Origin of the sequence: Pseudomonas duriflava, from assembly GCF_007830155.1 — a bacterium.
GTDB classification, from domain to species: Bacteria; Pseudomonadota; Gammaproteobacteria; order Pseudomonadales; family Pseudomonadaceae; genus Chryseomonas; species Chryseomonas duriflava.
Genome location: NZ_VLKY01000005.1, coordinates 301,962 through 318,358 on the forward strand (window position 1 = coordinate 301,962; position 16,397 = coordinate 318,358).

At 53.6% G+C, this 16,397-nt stretch carries 13 protein-coding genes; 5 read left to right on the top strand and 8 right to left on the bottom strand.

The annotated features are described in order from the left end of the window. Nucleotides 1–31: 31 nt before the first annotated feature. The 5 genes from IQ22_RS09545 to IQ22_RS09565 form a co-directional block, all read right to left on the bottom strand. Nucleotides 32–595, bottom strand: coding sequence for a DUF3237 domain-containing protein (locus IQ22_RS09545; RefSeq protein ID WP_244309054.1), 564 nt, complete (start codon nt 593–595; stop codon nt 32–34). A gap of 10 nt (nt 596–605) precedes the next feature. Beyond that, a complete protein-coding gene (gene mhpT, locus IQ22_RS09550) occupies nt 606–1,844 on the bottom strand; it encodes a 3-(3-hydroxy-phenyl)propionate transporter MhpT (RefSeq protein ID WP_145141086.1) in 1,239 nt (412 codons plus the stop codon). A gap of 51 nt (nt 1,845–1,895) precedes the next feature. Continuing rightward, the gene (locus IQ22_RS09555) at nt 1,896–3,359 is read right to left on the bottom strand and encodes an alginate export family protein (protein ID WP_145141088.1); all 1,464 of its coding nucleotides are present in this window, start codon (nt 3,357–3,359) and stop codon (nt 1,896–1,898) included. Nucleotides 3,360–3,840: 481 nt separating this feature from the next. Further along, entirely contained in the window at nt 3,841–4,986 is a 1,146-nt protein-coding gene (locus IQ22_RS09560; RefSeq protein WP_145141090.1) for a pectate lyase family protein, read from the bottom strand. Between the two features lie 241 nt (nt 4,987–5,227). Beyond that, nucleotides 5,228–6,376: a pectate lyase family protein gene (locus tag IQ22_RS09565; protein WP_145141092.1), complete on the bottom strand. Its 1,149-nt coding sequence runs from the start codon at nt 6,374–6,376 to the stop codon at nt 5,228–5,230. A 1,160-nt stretch (nt 6,377–7,536) separates the two neighbouring features. Here IQ22_RS09565 and IQ22_RS09570 point away from each other — a divergent pair. The 3 genes from IQ22_RS09570 (at nt 7,537) to rtcA (ending at nt 11,163) form a co-directional block, all read left to right on the top strand. After that, the gene (locus IQ22_RS09570; protein ID WP_244309056.1) at nt 7,537–8,691 is read left to right on the top strand and encodes a hypothetical protein; all 1,155 of its coding nucleotides are present in this window, start codon (nt 7,537–7,539) and stop codon (nt 8,689–8,691) included. A 194-nt stretch (nt 8,692–8,885) separates the two neighbouring features. Beyond that, on the top strand, nt 8,886–10,106 hold the full coding sequence (locus tag IQ22_RS09575; RefSeq protein ID WP_145141096.1) for an RtcB family protein: 1,221 nt from the start codon (nt 8,886–8,888) through the stop codon (nt 10,104–10,106). Between the two features lie 40 nt (nt 10,107–10,146). After that, nucleotides 10,147–11,163, top strand: coding sequence for an RNA 3'-terminal phosphate cyclase (gene rtcA, locus IQ22_RS09580; protein ID WP_145141098.1), 1,017 nt, complete (start codon nt 10,147–10,149; stop codon nt 11,161–11,163). 45 nt (nt 11,164–11,208) lie between these two features. Here the strand turns inward: rtcA and IQ22_RS09585 are convergent, their stop codons facing one another. Both IQ22_RS09585 and IQ22_RS09590 read right to left on the bottom strand, forming a co-directional pair. Further along, a complete protein-coding gene (locus tag IQ22_RS09585; RefSeq protein ID WP_145141100.1) occupies nt 11,209–11,742 on the bottom strand; it encodes an ankyrin repeat domain-containing protein in 534 nt (177 codons plus the stop codon). 155 nt (nt 11,743–11,897) lie between these two features. After that, entirely contained in the window at nt 11,898–12,791 is an 894-nt protein-coding gene (locus IQ22_RS09590) for a manganese catalase family protein (protein ID WP_145141103.1), read from the bottom strand. Nucleotides 12,792–13,431: 640 nt separating this feature from the next. Between IQ22_RS09590 and IQ22_RS09595 the strand changes: the two genes are divergently transcribed. After that, a complete protein-coding gene (locus tag IQ22_RS09595) occupies nt 13,432–14,883 on the top strand; it encodes an SLC13 family permease (protein ID WP_145141105.1) in 1,452 nt (483 codons plus the stop codon). Between the two features lie 227 nt (nt 14,884–15,110). Here the strand turns inward: IQ22_RS09595 and IQ22_RS09600 are convergent, their stop codons facing one another. Beyond that, a complete protein-coding gene (locus IQ22_RS09600) occupies nt 15,111–15,680 on the bottom strand; it encodes a DUF2780 domain-containing protein (RefSeq protein WP_145141107.1) in 570 nt (189 codons plus the stop codon). A gap of 285 nt (nt 15,681–15,965) precedes the next feature. Between IQ22_RS09600 and IQ22_RS09605 the strand changes: the two genes are divergently transcribed. Then, nucleotides 15,966–16,352, top strand: a complete 387-nt coding sequence (locus tag IQ22_RS09605; protein ID WP_145141109.1) for a DUF6152 family protein — start codon at nt 15,966–15,968, stop codon at nt 16,350–16,352. The last annotated feature ends 45 nt before the right edge of the window (nt 16,353–16,397 follow it).

A 16,397-nucleotide genomic window follows, 5' to 3' on the forward strand; every position in this document is an offset into this window, starting at 1 on the left:
TTAATAATTACAATTTTTCGATACATCCACTCTACTTGAGCAGGTAGGCGTCATATACCACGGCCTTGCCCAAGCGCATGGCACTGCCCACGCCTATGGCACGGTTAAGCCAAGCATATTTCTCGGAACTTGTCTCAAACGTCATCGTGACCTTGAAAAAGTATTTGGTTGGATCGACCGGTTTGCCAGCAGCCACGTCCTTCATTACCTCCGGCGGGCCATAGCGATACCCCTTGGTTTGCAGGTAGACGAGTTCACCGTCATCGGTCTGGAGCAGATAGCGCGTGTCGATAATGGCTAAACCGTCTTCCGTAACTACCTGCCAGTCGGCACCATTGTTCAAAATCGTGCCTTTAAACGTTGGCCCTTCGAAGCGCCCGCCTGTGATCGGGATAATTCTTCGAGTACCCAATGGGCTGGTCTTGCCCAGCTCCCAGACAGGAGCAACCAAATCCACCTCAAAACGGGCCAGTCGCTCCACCTGTAGCGGCGGTGGATCATAGGGCACCGTCTCGCGCGCGTCCTCAGCGCTTGCGCCCCCCATCATCAGCGCTCCGAACCCTAGCAACACAACAGATGCGATACGTTTGAACATATCTTTCTCCTTAGTGTGCCGGCTCGCCCGCCATCACCGTGCCCGCTGGCTGCTTGCCCGCCTGCCGATTCAGCAGACAAAGCACGGAAACCGCTGCGATAACCACGCCGGGCGACGTTGCAGCAACCAGCGTAGACGCTGCGCCTCCCATGGCCAGTATCTGCCCGGCCAGAAGCGGGCCTGCCATGGCGCCCAACCGCCCTACTGCTACAGCTGAACCTACGCCCGTAGCTCGAATCACGGTGGGATAAACCTGTGGCGCTAGCGCATACAGCACCAGTTGTCCGCCCACGACAAAGAGTCCGGCCACAAACCCTGCCACAATGACCCCGACAAAGCTGGTTGATAGCCCCAGACCGGCAAGCCCCGCCAGGATGCCGGCATAGATCGACACCACAACGAATTTCGGACGCCACCGATCCATCAGCAGACCGAATAACACCGAGCCGATGCCGCCGCCGATGTTGAACAGGATCTGTACCGTTACGGCCTGACTCCGGGTAAAGCCTTGTCCGACCAGCAGCGAGGGCAGCCAGTTGAGCAACATGTACATTACGGTGAGCGTAAAAAAGTAGCTGAGCCAGAGCATTAGGGTAGTCGAGGCCCGGACCTGACGGAACAGACCGTCCCATGTCCCGACGGCACGCGCCGTCTTTTGCCGATTAAGGCCGAGCTGAGCCGTTTCCACCAGATAGACAGCCAGCAACGGCGCTACCAGTAAGGGCGCGATACCGCCCACATAAAAGACCGTCCGCCAGCCCAGGCCGGTATCCAGCAGCCCTACGACAGCAGCCAGCGCACCTCCCAGCGGCACCCCGCAATACATCAGACTGACTGCCGTATTACGTGCGCGCTCACCGGCCGACTCGGACGACAGCGCGATCAGGTTTGGTAGCGCACCGCCCAGGCCTATGCCCGTCATAAAGCGCGCCACCAGCAGGCTAGACATGTCCCAGACATGGGCGCTGGCTAGCGAAAACACGCCGAACAGGATGACCGAAGCGATTAGTACTTTCTTACGCCCAATCCGATCGGAAAACCATCCTCCCAGAAAGGCACCGGGCAATAACCCTAGAATACTGGCGCTAAATACAAGTCCCATTTGCCCTGGTTCGAACCCGAACGCTGCCGCCATGCTGGGCGCCGCGATTCCCATCGCCTGTAGATCCATGCCTTCCAGCAACGCGACGATAAAGCACAGGCCAATCGTCAACCGTGTCCGCTTTTCGGCCGTTCCAAGCGTATTCATAACGAAACCTCGCTAGTTATAGGACCGCCAAGAAAAGGCGGCCGGTTAATGTCAGAAGCGAAACGTGGTACTGACCATTCCAAAATGCGTATCCGAACCATCAGCTTGGCGAATCGCCTTGCCTGCCTGGAAATAGCTGTACTCCAGGTCCACTGTCAGGTTTGAGGTAGGCATCCAGCGCAAATTGTTACGAAACAGGTTGCCGGTCTTCGAAGAGGAGCTGTTTGGTGTCCCCGGCACAAAGCTCATGCCTGGCATGTATACGCCGTCATTGGTACTCTCGCGCCATACTGCGAACACCCCTGACTCCAACTGCAGGTAGGAACGCGGCGCGAAGGTCACCAGCGGACCGATCAAATAGATATTTGAAAGCGTGGTCAGCCCTGAATCGCCGTAGAAACCGTTCTTGGGAAACAGCGGGTCGAAGGTGCCGACCTTATCATCGCCAAAGCGGTCATCCCCGCTGGCCGCATCGAACCGTACGGCCAGCCGGGGCTTCCAGGGATGCGAGAAGGTATAGCCCGTCTCACTGCTTATCCCCCACGCCTGGATGCTGGCGTCCTCAAGGTGACCCCCTTGATAGGCGAAATCCCAGGTCCAGTCCCAGCCCGCTTGCTTGCCAAACAGCCGCACACCACCGGTATAGCGTTTTTCACTACCGCTAAGTCCCGCCAGGGTGCGCTCGTCGGTTTCCAAATCAAAACCATAGACGTCAAGCATGAGGGCCGATGTTTTCGGCAACGTGCCGTATAGTCCATAAAACTTCACATTATTGTTTGAACCGTCATCAAAGCTGTCTTCGCTCGTGGTAACAGGCCGCAAGGCGAAAGCGTCAAGCTTGTAACCACTGGCCCCGCTATAGCTCAATCGCACCCCATCGAAATTCAATCGAATATTTCGGGCATCGCGGTAGGTGACGAAGGCCTGGTTGCCGTAGGCCAGTTCCTGTCGACCCACGCGGGTCATCAGTTTGCCGCCTAGCATCTCGCTGTTCACATCAATGAAAGCCTGATGCAGCTCCGTACGACTCTCGTCATAGGGCCCGTAAAGCGCTTTATTCCACATCTGGGTATTTTCCAGCTGGACGAAGGCCCGGACCCTGTCATCAAACAAATGCAAGTCCCCATGCACCTGGAGACGCTGTTGGATATAGGAGTCCTTGTTGACGCCTCGCAAGCCAAAGACCGGATTATTAAAGGTGTCCGCCCGATAACGCATCTCTGCACCAAACTGCACCCAGGCAGACTCGGAAAGACGTTGGTAACGGAACGGATCGAAAACGTCTGTGCGCTTGGACGCATCGTCCAGAAAGCGATAGTCCTCAGCCCAGCGCGGCGGCCCTGGTGGCAGCGGACGGGAATTTTCAAGTGAGTTGGGCGGTGTTGTAGGCCGCGTTTGCTCCAAGGTCGTAGAGGGTGCGGCCTGGGCAATACCTGCTGCCGTCAGCATTAGTAACGTCGTAGCAAAACACACCGGTGCCAGTGCTCCAGCACCATAGGGGAACGATGAATACATGACCGATTCCTGCTTTTTTGTTGTTGTAGTTCAGTGTTACGGAGCGTGTATCAGCGCCTGGACGGCCAATATGCCCACGGCCCAGGGGACAGTTGGTAGGCGTATGACGAAAGGAAAAAGGAACTGCGCGAGTTATCAGGGGAGATAAGCATGATTGAGCCCTTTAATTGTTTTTATTGTTAACTTTATTTCTGCTAGCCCATAGGAGGTGATTAATCACTTCCTACAGGATCATCGTGTTCTTTTGCTCTTTTCAACGTCAACAATTAAAAGGCACATTGTTCGCTTATCGAACGTTATATCTATTAACTATTTAGACACCTAATAAATAGGATGCCAATACGCGGCACGGTCACTATGGCTGAGAAGCGATGCAGTGGGGTTTGTACAACAGATTGCCTGAGCACAGCAGAGGAAGGGCGAGAGCAACGCTTTACTCCCGAGAACTAATACATCTCGGGAGTAAAGAAAAAGATAGAAATTAGAAAGTCAGCTTGCCAGCCCCTGCGGTATCAGGGACGGAGGTCGGTACCAGTGAAGCAGCTATCTTGGTGTAGGAATACGGCGGCGTCCAACCAATGCTGCTATTCCAGGAGCACTTCATCGAGACGCCGTTGATCAACGAACCAGAGTCCTTATAGACCGTCCCGCCATTCTGGGCCGTAACCTGATCGCAACTACTAATGCCGGTAATATTGAAGGCGTTGGCTTCTGACAGGATCGCCGACTCCTTGCCTACCCCATGGGCGGAGCTGAACGGATAAATAGCATGACTCTTGCTGCCGACATGCAAGTTGTTGTACAGGTGCACCTGCCCAAAGCGGACCCGTGGCGCTCGCTGCATTACGTTCTCGAACAGCGTGTTGTGAATAGTGACCTTGAGTTTGCCCTGGTCGGTTGATGTGGCGCTGTCACTAGAGCCGATCAGGATGTTCTTGTCATGCAGCTTGAAGACCGTATGGGAGATCGTGACGTAATTGGCCCCAGTCTTTACATCCAGCGCCCCGTCATGATGCTGCACATGACGGCCATTCTCGATTTCGTCCGGATCGTCCTGGCGGGTACCGTCGGTAAAGGTCATGTGATCGATCCAGACGTTGCTGGCCCCCTGGATAGTAACCCCGTCGAACTCGGAATTCCAGTTGCCGGCTGAACCATCGTCCGGATCCCAAACCGGAGTTGGGTCCCAAGGGTTCTCGATAGTCAGGTTACGCATGATCACGTTATTGGCCTTGATCATGAAATAACCATTGCGAATCTGGGCATTAGTGCCCATACCTACGATAGTGGTGTTAGCCGGCACGCTGAGCAGCGCGCGCGTTTTCATATCGGCAGTACTGGTATAAGCCTTCCCCTCGCTGATATCGAGCGTGCCGGTAATCTTGATGATCCGCCCGCCGCTTCCCGCCGAGGCCTTCAAGGCATTTCGTAACTGCGTTACCGTGCTAACCGAGTACACATCGGTTCCAACGGCTGAAGCGCCTCCCTTGGTACCTCCATTCTGCGTCGCCCACCCCGTCGTTGCGGCCTCGCGAACATCGGCTGCAAAACTGCTGGCCATGAATACCATCAGCAATGTGCCGGCGCCCATCGTCGACCGTCGGGACAGCCCTATCTTCGTTATCATCGTCGAATCCTATACTTTTGGTTTTGTGGTGATCGCACGCAAAGGCTCTATGTCGAGCCGCTTCGAGACAACGCTGGCATTTTGATTTTTAGCGAGACTGTAGAAACGATCTCACTTCAAATGAGGCCTCATCGACGCTTTATGACGATAAGAAGCTTTGCACGCGTCCTTCAATCGGCCCTGAGAGACGGGCCTAACGCTATCCGTCCCGGAAGACAGATAGCAGTATTCAGCCATTCCTTTAGAAATTGATCTTGCCAGCGCCGGCGCGTGTAGCGACTGTTGCCGGGACCAGGAAGGCAGGCAACTTGACGTATTGATAAGGAGGCGTCCAACCAATGTTTGGGTCCCATGAGCAGGTTATGGACTTGCCATTCACCAGCGAGCCGGAGTCCTTGTAAACCGTGCCTTTATAGTTAGCAGCGATCTTTGTACAACCACTGATTCCTTCAATGTTGAATACATTTGCCTCCGACAGAATCGCCGAATCCTTACCGACACCATGGGCATAGCTGAAGGGATAGACAGGGTGCTGGGTGCTTCCCAGATGCAGATTGTTATACAGGTGCACCTGTCCAAAGCGAACCCGCGGAGCACGCTGCCCGATATCATGAAAAACAGTGTTATGGATGGTGACCTTGAGCTTGCCGGCGTCGGTATCACCGGTGTTATCGCTGTTACCGATCAGGATGGTCTTGTCGTGCTGCGTGAAGACGGAATTGGAAATGGTCACATAATTCGCACCGAGCACTACGTCCAGCGCACCATCATGATGTTGGATATGCACGCCGTTACCGATCTCGTTGGGATCGTCCGGGCGGCTACCGTCGGTAAAGGTGACATGATCGACCCAGACATTGCTGGCACCACTGATCGTGACCCCATCGAACTCCGAGTTCCAGTTGCCAGTGGAGCCATCGTCCGGATCCCACGCTGGGGTTGGATCCCAGGCATTCTCGATGGTCAGGTTGCGCATGATCACGTTATTGGCCTTGATCATGAAATAACCATCCACGATTTCAGCTTTTTTGCCTACGCCGATGATCGTCGTGTTGCTCGGCACGCTCAGTTCACCGCGACTCTTCATGTCAGCGGTGTCCGTATAGGGCTTGCCATCGCTGATATCGATTTTGCCAACAATCTTGATGATACGGCCACCGCTCCCGGCTTTAGCAGTCAATGCGTTACGAAGCTGGGTCGCCGTACGTACTGTATAGATATCAGTACCAACGGCCCTCGAACCTCCTGTAGTACCACCGTTCTGAGTGGCCCACCCGGTTTTGGCAACCTCTCGCATATTTGCAGCAAAGCTGCTGGCAGCCAGCGTCATTAACAGCACACCGGCACCCAGCACTACCGGTTTCTTAAGCAGACCTGCGTTGAGGGTCATACGATTGTCCTTCTTATTTGTATGATGTCTTACCGCACATACAGGATTAGCCTATTTTCGCCAAGAAACAAGAGCAAATTAGCAATTATTAAAACCAGTCATCATACCTTCATGCTTGCCCCCATGAATACACTTCAGTCTGGCGATCCAAGTGCTTATGTAAACGGCCATCATGGTTGTTTTTATGTGGTATAGGCAGCACGCCCTGAAAGGGCTGTCCTGCCTTAGCCCATGACCATGCCATGTCCATAATGAGATGTAGGTGGCAGCCCAACGGTTTGAATAGGACGGATAAGAAAGGAATAAGGAGATACTTTATCCAGGCACATTAAATTATCTACATAACTATTAAGTGTAGAGTTTTAATTTAATTTGACGCCTTAAACCATTACTCAAGTAACATGCCGGATACATTTAAAATAACACCTTCCGCCGCCCTTATTTTCTACGTGATCACGACCACAAAATTGGAAATTCCAACTAAACAATCCTCAATCACATGGTAAATATCTATTCCGCCGCATCCTCTCGACATCAAGCAGTAGTCTGGGAAAACAATGCGCGCCAGCAACCTTGCGTCTCTAACCGTTAGCGGCTGACCCATACTTGCTCAGGGTTCCCGTCAGATGGTTATAGCCAAGAACAGTTATAAGTTATTGCTGGCTAAATAATAGTCCACATACCTTATGAAGTTTTACATCAGCACGGCCGTTATACGATCAGGGTCGACTCCCCTCATAGCGTTATCTATCGACAGGCCCTCTCCTCATGGCGGCCCAGCCAGATTCACTCATTATGAACAATATTCTTTTCAGCAGATTAGATGATTCGTGAACGTCCCATCGACAAGACGGCCAGGCCGTTTCAAGGTGAGTCAAGGCAATATAAAACAAAGCTTTTTAATGCCCTGACTTTGTCTTTGTTGAGCATTATAAAAAACGGAGTTTTTAACAATTCCGGAATTATTTACATCATGACACTAAACCGAAACCATAAAATCAAAAAATATACTATCCAACCATAGTTAATATCAGGCAGACAGAATGGAAACGGCCAGAAAAAATAGCAACATAGCTTTTTGCGCACTGCTATTTATTATACTCACCCTGCACTTTTCTATATTTGAAAAAGCGCCACAAAACCCTATCGGTATAAAATATGTGAGCGAGCTTTATCTAACGGTATGCATGGGGTTCAGCTTTTTATTCCTGCTAGGCACCGTTAATGCTCGAAATAAACAAGACTATAATCTTGTTATGGGTCTGGGCTTGTTCTCAACATTTATCTTCATGTTTTTGCCCGCGCTCTTTGCTGACTTGTTTTATGGACAACCTCTCGTTTATGGATTGATTGAAGAGCGGCGTGTTTTGTTCTGCTTTAGCTTTGTGTTGCTTCTGTATATGGGCAAGCGCGTCGGTGCCAGTGAGTTCGAAAAAACCATCCTGGCGGTAGGACTGCTGGCAGTCGCACTATCCTGGCTAAGCTATTTCGACATTCTGCCCGACCTACGAGATAGAACGGATATGGATCTAAGCCGACCCGACCGTGCTTCGGTCGGCGCTACGGTACTTATTATCTCTTACTGTCTATGTATCTACTTCTGGGGAAAAGGCAAGTCGCCACTGGACGGGCAACCTCGTCATAAAATGAACTACCTGATCCTGGCCGCGCTGTATTTCGCCACGCTGGTATTTGTTACCCAGACCCGGCAAGTACTCTTGGTATGCGCTATTTTTACGCTGCTGTGCCTGAAGCAGAAATCAATTATCTTTGTCGCTCTTGGGTTACTGATCATAACGCCCTTTATGATCAACCCTCATTTACTTGAGGCACTGGGCGTCAACGTCGATTTTTATATGCAGTCGGCCCAGGAGGGCGCAACCGATAACGTACGCGAAAGTACCATCGCCCAGATTTTCGACCACCTTAGTCGGTACAACTGGGAACCCAGCGGTAGCCTCAGCCTGATGTGGAATAACGGATTCAAGAGTTATTTCAGCTATTACTTTTTCCTGTCCGACGTAGGCGTTATAGGAACACTTTTTCGCTTCGGCTTCCTGGCCCCGGCTGTTATCACCGTAACGTTGTTTCTTTATGCAAAGATTGCCAAAAAGCTCAATGCCAACCTGGACTTTACGCTGGCACTTTTTCTGGCTTATCTCACTATTTGGCCGTTGCAAGGTCTGTTTGAATACCAGGAAGGCTTGACTGCTTTTTTATTCGTTATCCAGGCTCTGAAAACGTTTTATCAATCCTCTACCGCTATGGTACTGCCTTCGCCCGTTGAGGAAAAATCGGCCGCCTTGATGTCATAAAATATGCCTGACGGCATTTTCTGCCTTAACGTCAATGTGTCAGGCCCAGCGCTGTCATTGGAAGAAAGCGCTTCACTCACGCCAAGGGCACTCTACCCTTCTTATGCCCTGCTTAGACTTTCCTGCCGCTCACGCTGAAAGCGATAGGCAGCGCCAGCGCCGGATGCGTCTTATCTGCACGGAGACGATACCCAATGGAAAAACGTAATTACGACCTGCTCGAAGTGGCCAATGGCAAGCCCATCAAGATGTGGACGCATGGCGTGCCGGTCGAAAGCGATGCCAAACAGCAATTGATGAATACGGCAAAGATGCCTTTCATCTTCAAACACTTGGCTGTCATGCCGGATGTGCACCTGGGTAAGGGCTCGACCATTGGCAGCGTCATTCCTACCGTGGGTGCCATCATTCCAGCCGCTGTAGGCGTGGATATTGGCTGCGGCATGATTGCCGCACGCACTTCGCTTATGGCCTCTGACCTGCCGGACAATCTGCACCCCCTGCGTAGCGCGATCGAAAAGGCCGTGCCCCATGGCAAGACCTTTGGCCGCCGCGATCAAGGTGCCTGGCAGAACGTCCCCAATGCTGCCGATCAGGCCTGGGCGCCTCTGGCCAAGCGTTTCAAAGCCATCACAGACAAATATCCCAAACTACAAAACACCAACAACCGTAACCACCTGGGTACGCTTGGCACCGGCAATCACTTCATCGAAATTTGCCTGGATGAAGCCCAGCGCGTCTGGTTCATGCTGCACAGCGGCTCGCGTGGCGTGGGCAATGCCATAGGCAGTCTGTTCATCGAGCTGGCCAAGAAAGACATGCAGCAGCACATCGCCAATCTGCCGGATCGGGACCTTGCCTACTTCGAAGAAGGCAGCAAGCACTACACCGATTACGTAGAAGCTGTGGCCTGGGCACAGGATTTTGCCAAGCAGAACCGGGCGCTGATGATGCATGCCGTGATCGAGGCGGCACGCAAGGTGATCACCAAACCCTTCGAAGCCAGCCTGGAAGCGGTGAACTGCCATCACAATTACGTACAAAGGGAACGCCATTTCGGTCAGGACGTGCTGATCACCCGCAAGGGTGCGGTCTCGGCAAAGAAAGGCGAACTCGGCATTATCCCCGGCTCGATGGGCGCCAAGAGTTTTATCGTGCGCGGCCTGGGCAACGAGGAGTCATTCTGTTCGTGCAGCCACGGCGCCGGTCGCAGCATGAGCCGGACTCAGGCGAAAAAACAGTTCAGTGTGGAAGACCAGATCCGCGCTACCGCTCATGTCGAGTGCCGCAAAGACGCTAACGTAATTGACGAGATTCCCATGGCCTACAAGGACATCGACCGTGTCATGGAAGCTCAGCGCAGTCTTGTGGAAGTCGTGCACACCTTGCGTCAGGTCGTGTGCGTAAAAGGATAAGGAAGCCCCTTTTACTGAATGGACATAATAAGGAGCCCTCATGGAAGAACTAGACATTGACGGTACGATTGGCGGCGGCCAGATCCTGCGCAGCGCTTTGAGCCTGTCGATGATCACCGGCCGGTCGTTTCGTATTGACAACATTCGCGGCAAACGCAGCCGGCCAGGCCTGTTGCGGCAACACCTGACCGCCGTACAGGCGGCTGCTCAAGTGTGCGGGGCAACGTTGGAGGGTGCAGAACTGGGTTCGCTCAGTCTGCGCTTTCAACCAGGCCCTATCCGTGGCGGCCACTATGAGTTCGCGATCAGCACGGCCGGCAGCTGCACGCTGGTTTTTCAGACCGTACTGCCCGCCCTGCTCCGAGCGCCCGAGCCGAGTCACCTCCTGCTGACTGGCGGTACGCACAACCCGGCCGCCCCACCGGCGGATTTTTTGCAGAAGGCCTGGCTTCCGCTTCTCCAACGCATGGGCGCACAGGTTGAACTGACCCTGATCCGGCATGGATTCGCACCGGCCGGTGGCGGTGCAATCGAGGCCCACATAGTACCCAGCGCCTTGCAACCGCTGTATCTGGAGCAACGTGGTTCCATCACCTATCAGCAGGCTCAGGCCTTGGTGGCAGGCCTACCCGCGTCTGTTGGGCAGCGGGAGCTGCGGCGCATCGCCGAGCGACTGGGCTGGCCACGCTCGGCATTGCATAACATTGTGCTGGCTCAGGCCCGTGGCCCCGGCAATGTGGTATTAATCGAACAGGGCTACGAGGCCGTCAGCGAAATTTTCGTCGCTTTTGGGCAACCGCGCGTACGCGCCGAACCTGTGGCGGATCAAGCTATCGCCGAGGCGCAGGCATTCGAGCGCAGCGCGGCGGCCGTAGGTGAACATCTAGCGGACCAGCTGTTGCTGCCGCTGGTTTTGGCAGGCGGAGGCCGCTTTACCTGTATGCATGCCTCAGATCATCTACGCAGCAACGCTGAGATCATTGCTCGCTTCTGCCCTGTCCAGATCAGAATCGAACCGTTGCATGACAACTGTTACGCCGTCACCGTCACCACATAAGCAAAAAGGCGCTCTAAGCGCCTTTTAATCTCGATAACACACCTGTTACGCCTGTGCCTGCAACCGCTCCAGCAGCGCCGCTGTCTCAGGCGCGCCCATGCGCTGGGCCGCCGCAAGAGGCGTTACACCATTGGCGTCTTGGGCATGAATATTGGCACCTTTTGAAATCAGGTATTCAGCAATTTCGGCGCGATTGAACATGGCAGCCATCATCAGCGCTGTCTTGCCATCAGGCGAAACGCCTTCGATATCCGCCCCACTGTCTACCAGCAGTTGCACCATGGCCAGGTTGCCTTTGAAGGCAGCTCCGGCAATCGGGCTCTGTCCATTGTCGTTACAGATATTCGGATCAGCACCATGGTCGATCAGGGTTTTCACCGCATCCAGGTGACCGTGATAACTCGCCAACATAAGCAGCGTATCGCCCTTGCTGGTACGCAAATTAGGAGGAAGCCCCCTGTCGAGGATACGGCCCAACGTCACCGCATCGCCGCTACGCGCCAAGTCGAGTACTTGATGAGCGAATTCAATCGCCTGGTCTTCGGTGATGTCTGCGTCGTTGCGGTTCTCATCCATCATGATGCTTCCTTGTATAAGGTAACGTAGCGTTTTCGCATTTAGCGTAGTCGCTTTGTAATTACGCTTGAAAGCGTAGGTATTCAATAAGCCCCATTAAAAAGTCGTATGCCCTGCGTGCAAGCACAACAGGGCATACAGAACTGCTCGGACAATAACTACTTGCCTTGCATTTTCTTGGCGGTCGCCATGCCAGCGCCCAGATCGGCACCCGTCATGGGATCGTTAGCTGGGTCTGACGAGGTACGGGCAGCCATCTGGTTTACGATCTTCATGTCCTTCTCGGACAGGCTAACCGTAGCCAAACCGTCACCGCCATCTACAGCAGGCTGGGGCGTCTCGACATACTCCCACTCAGGCCCTTGGTTCCACGGACCACGCATATTGCCCTCGCCCTGCGACATGCTGAAATACACGCTGGCGAATTCCGGCTTTCCGGGGAGCTTGCCCTGTGGGAAGTTGGGCTGCATGGAATGCAGAGCCTTCTCAAAGGACTTCTGGTGAGCGATTTCACGCGTCATCAGGAAGTTCAGCGCGTCTTTGATGCCAGGATCGTCAGTGATATTGATCAGGCGCTCATAGATGATCTTGGCCCGGGCTTCAGCAGCGATATTTGAACGCAGGTCCGCTGTAGGCTCGGTAATGGTATCAATATAAGCAGCGGTCCACGGTACACCCGCTGAGTTGGTCAATGGTGCGCCACCGCCGTACAGAAGCTGGGTGATATGCGAGTCATTGCCCGAACCGGTCAAGGCGCGGTACATGGCGGCCTCTTCCTCAACGCCTTCAGCCATTTGGCCTTTAGCGCCCTTGTTCAGCATACCAATGATCGAACCAATGATTTCCAGGTGACTAAGTTCCTCGGTCGCGATATCCATCAGCATATCTTTACGACCTGCATCGTCCTCGGCCAGACCTTGGGTGAAGTAGCGCATGGCTGCTGCCAACTCGCCTTGGGGACCGCCGAACTGTTCAAGCATAAGATTAGCGAGCCCCGGATTAGGCTCGGCTACACGTACCGTGTACTGAAGTCGCTTGTTGTGGACGAACATACTGTTCTCCTGTTCAGAGTTAATCACGCTATCCCTATCTGAACTGCGTCCTTTCTGTCTTAGTGTGCGGTAATGCACCGTAACTGACGTATCCCTAGCATTCGCAGAAAATCGCTGAAGTTGTGGACACGCTCTGTAGAAATGGAGAGGTACGATGCCCTGATAGTTCAGAGGAAATGACTATCACCCTGAAAGGCTAAGTCTATGAAACGATTCCGCCGCTTCGCTTAAAAAGCTATAAGACGCTTAATTAAAGTCCTTTAAATTCAAAGTGTTACTGAGTACACAGCAAAGCAAGAGAGCCGTCTGACCGTGAAGCGGTAGCACATTTTTTGCGTGAAAATAACCTTACCATTTATCGACTTATTTCAAGACGTTTCATTAAAAGCCTGCCCTTTTTACAGACTCAAGGCACTCCACGATCTGTTTATGGCCTTAGTAGAGTGATGGCCTATCCGCCCGAAGCAACATGGGCTAAATACTGGCTCGCTACCTGTCTAAATGGACTATCCAAAGCGGTTGGCCAGACAACCCCTGTAACAGTCTGGATGGATACGCCATCGCACCGTAACGTCAGGCCACTCTCAAAGCAGTAGCAACTGACGCTCCGTCACGCCACCATGAAATACTTGGAGGGCTCATGTCCGATACATCGTCTACCTCCCGCGGTGCTCAACAGGCCGCCTGGATCGGCCTGGCGCTGGGGCCCATACTCTTGTTGATCTGTTTGCTGACCGAGCCTCCAGGCGATCTGTCCCGGGCCGCCTGGAATACGTTGGGCCTGATGTTGCTCATGGGTGCATGGTGGTCTACTGAGGCCATTCCAATTCCGGCAACTTCCCTACTGCCGATTCTCCTCATTCCGCTGCTAGGCATCGACACCATTCAAAAGGCCACCGCGCCTTATGCCAACCCGATTATTTTTCTATTTTTGGGTGGCTTTCTGCTTGGCCTTGCCATGGAACGTTGGAATCTGCACAAGCGTATCGCACTCGCAACGCTCCTGGCCGTCGGTAGCCAGCCGAGCCGGCAGATTGCCGGTTTCATGCTGGCTACCGCCTTCGTCAGCATGTGGGTGAGCAACACCGCTACCAGCATCATGATGCTACCGATCGGCCTATCCGTTATTGGTCTATTGGTTGGAAACGGCGAAGAGCGGGAACGGCAGCGCTTCGCCACGGCCTTGTTGCTGGGTATCGCTTACGCCGCCAGTGTGGGAGGAATTGCTACTCTTATCGGCACTCCGCCCAATGCGTTCTTGGCAGGTTTTCTTCATAACAGCTACGGCATCGAAATCGGCTTTGGCCGCTGGATGCTACTAGGCGTACCCGTTGCCCTAGGCATGCTGGTCTTTATCTGGTGGTGGCTGACCCGGGGTGGCTTCCGGCTCGGCGAGACCAATAGCGAAACGTTGTTGCGTGAAGAAAAAAACCGCCTGGGCCCGCTTTCCAAGCAGGAAAAGCGTGTCGCTGTAATTTTTCTGCTCGCTGCCCTGGCCTGGATCTTTCAGCCCTTGCTGGCCAGCTATATCGACGGCATCAATGACACCAGCATCGCCATCGCCGCTGCCATGACCTTGTTTCTCACCCCAGCCAACCTTCGCAAGCGCGAATTTATCATGGACTGGAAGCAGGCGAACAAGCTGCCTTGGGGCGTTCTGCTGCTTTTTGGTGGCGGACTTTCTCTGGCAGCGGCTATCAGCAGTTCAGGCCTGGCGGAATGGATCGCCCGTGGCCTGGAAGGATTCGGCAGCCTGCCAATGATCCTGATGATCGGCCTCGTCACCTTCGTTATCGTCATGCTGACTGAAGTCACGTCCAATACCGCCACGGCGGCAGCCTTTCTGCCGCTTCTCGGCGCACTGGCCGTCGCCCAAGGTTTGCCGCCGGAAATGCTTGCCATTCCTGCCGCCATCGCAGCCAGCTGCGCCTTTATGATGCCCGTCGCTACACCACCAAACGCTATTGTCTTTGGTACAGGGCATATGAGCATTCAAGCGATGATCAAGGCTGGCTTCATGATCAACCTGTTCGGCACCGTGCTAGTCACCCTTTTGTGCTATGGGCTGATTGGGGTGATCTGGGGGAGCTAAGAAGCGTATCCATTACGATGAACAGACGGCTCAGACATGCGCTTTAGCTCTGTTTGAGCTTGTCTTCCACAAAAGACAATTTGGGAAAGAGCCATATGGATCGATCCAAGCACCGTGGGGCTTGTGAGCGTTCTTTTGCAGTACATCTGGATCACTATTGATAAAACAAGGGCGGCCATATCGTCCATAAGGGCTGCCCTATTACTCGTTTTCCTTTCCCCGGCGGCTTAACTGCCTACTCCCCATAGGTTACTCAGGTCCCCTAACAGCGAAGCATCAATATTCTGCTGCCCCAAGTATTGTAGGATGACATTGGCGAACTGACTGCTCATACCGCTATTCATGCCCAGCGCATCAAAGGTTTGATCAACCTCTTGCTGGTTGTCGATATGATCCAGCAGCCCGCTCAGTTGCCCCGTAATGTCTTTGGCATTACCGCCCAGCAGGCTACTCAGGCCTCCTAGCTGACTCAACCCGCCAAGCGCATTGTCCCCTGCCAGTTGATCCAACCCAGGAACCTCTTGAGCTAATTGATCATACTCACCGCCAGTCAGCTTGTTCTGCGCTAGCCCTAACAAGGCCCCTATACCGCCCACTGCCTGCTGCGGCGAAACATCTAGCTGCTCGGTTAGCGCTTTAATCAGCCCTTGCGCCTCAGGAGTGCTGGCGGCAACAGCAGAGGCATCCTGCTGACTATCAGTCGCTGCCTTTACAGCATCGTTCAGATTGAAGGCTAACGCAGGAGCACTGGCTGTAAGGATCAAGGAGATAAGAAGCGTACGAGAGATCAAGTGCATGAGAGTTCCTAGGTAGAAAAGACAAACCCTGTAACTGTAAAGGACACACAATGGCACGTTGCTGAACAAAACTCAGATTGTCTGATAGATAAACTAGGCTAACCTTAACAGGGCTGACGCCAAGAGCGGATCACGGCTGACAGCGGTTACCAAGCCCTTACCGTTTGCGTTACTTTACTCAGAAGCAATCACAGTGCCCTACACCGGATTGCGCTAGTACTAATCAAAGCTTTTGCTGATTCGCCATAAATCGTATGTCATCGAAACTCCATCGAGGAGCCGACCATGTCATATCGCTCTCGCATTACTCGCACCCTGGGTTTAGCCGTCCTTATCACCGCAGCGCTGGCTCCCCTAGCTGCTGCCCATCATGGCTGGTCATGGGCTGAGGCCGAGCAGATCCAGCTAAACGGCACGGTCGTCAAGGTCCAGGTGGCACCGCCCCACCCTTGGCTTGATGTAAAAACAGCGGAGGACGAAGTCTGGCGCGTCGAACTCGCCAACCCTGCCCAAACGCAACGCGCGGGATTCATAGAGGGCTCAGCCAAACCCGGCGACACCATTACGGCGACTGGCAACCGCTCTCAAGACGCCTCAGAAAAAAGAATGAAAGCGGTGCAGATCGAGGTGAATGGCAAGACCTACACGCTTTATCCCGAACGCATCCGGTAAGTGGTGGAGGAAGGCTTTTGGGTAGCTCTCTCAGGGTGGCCTCCC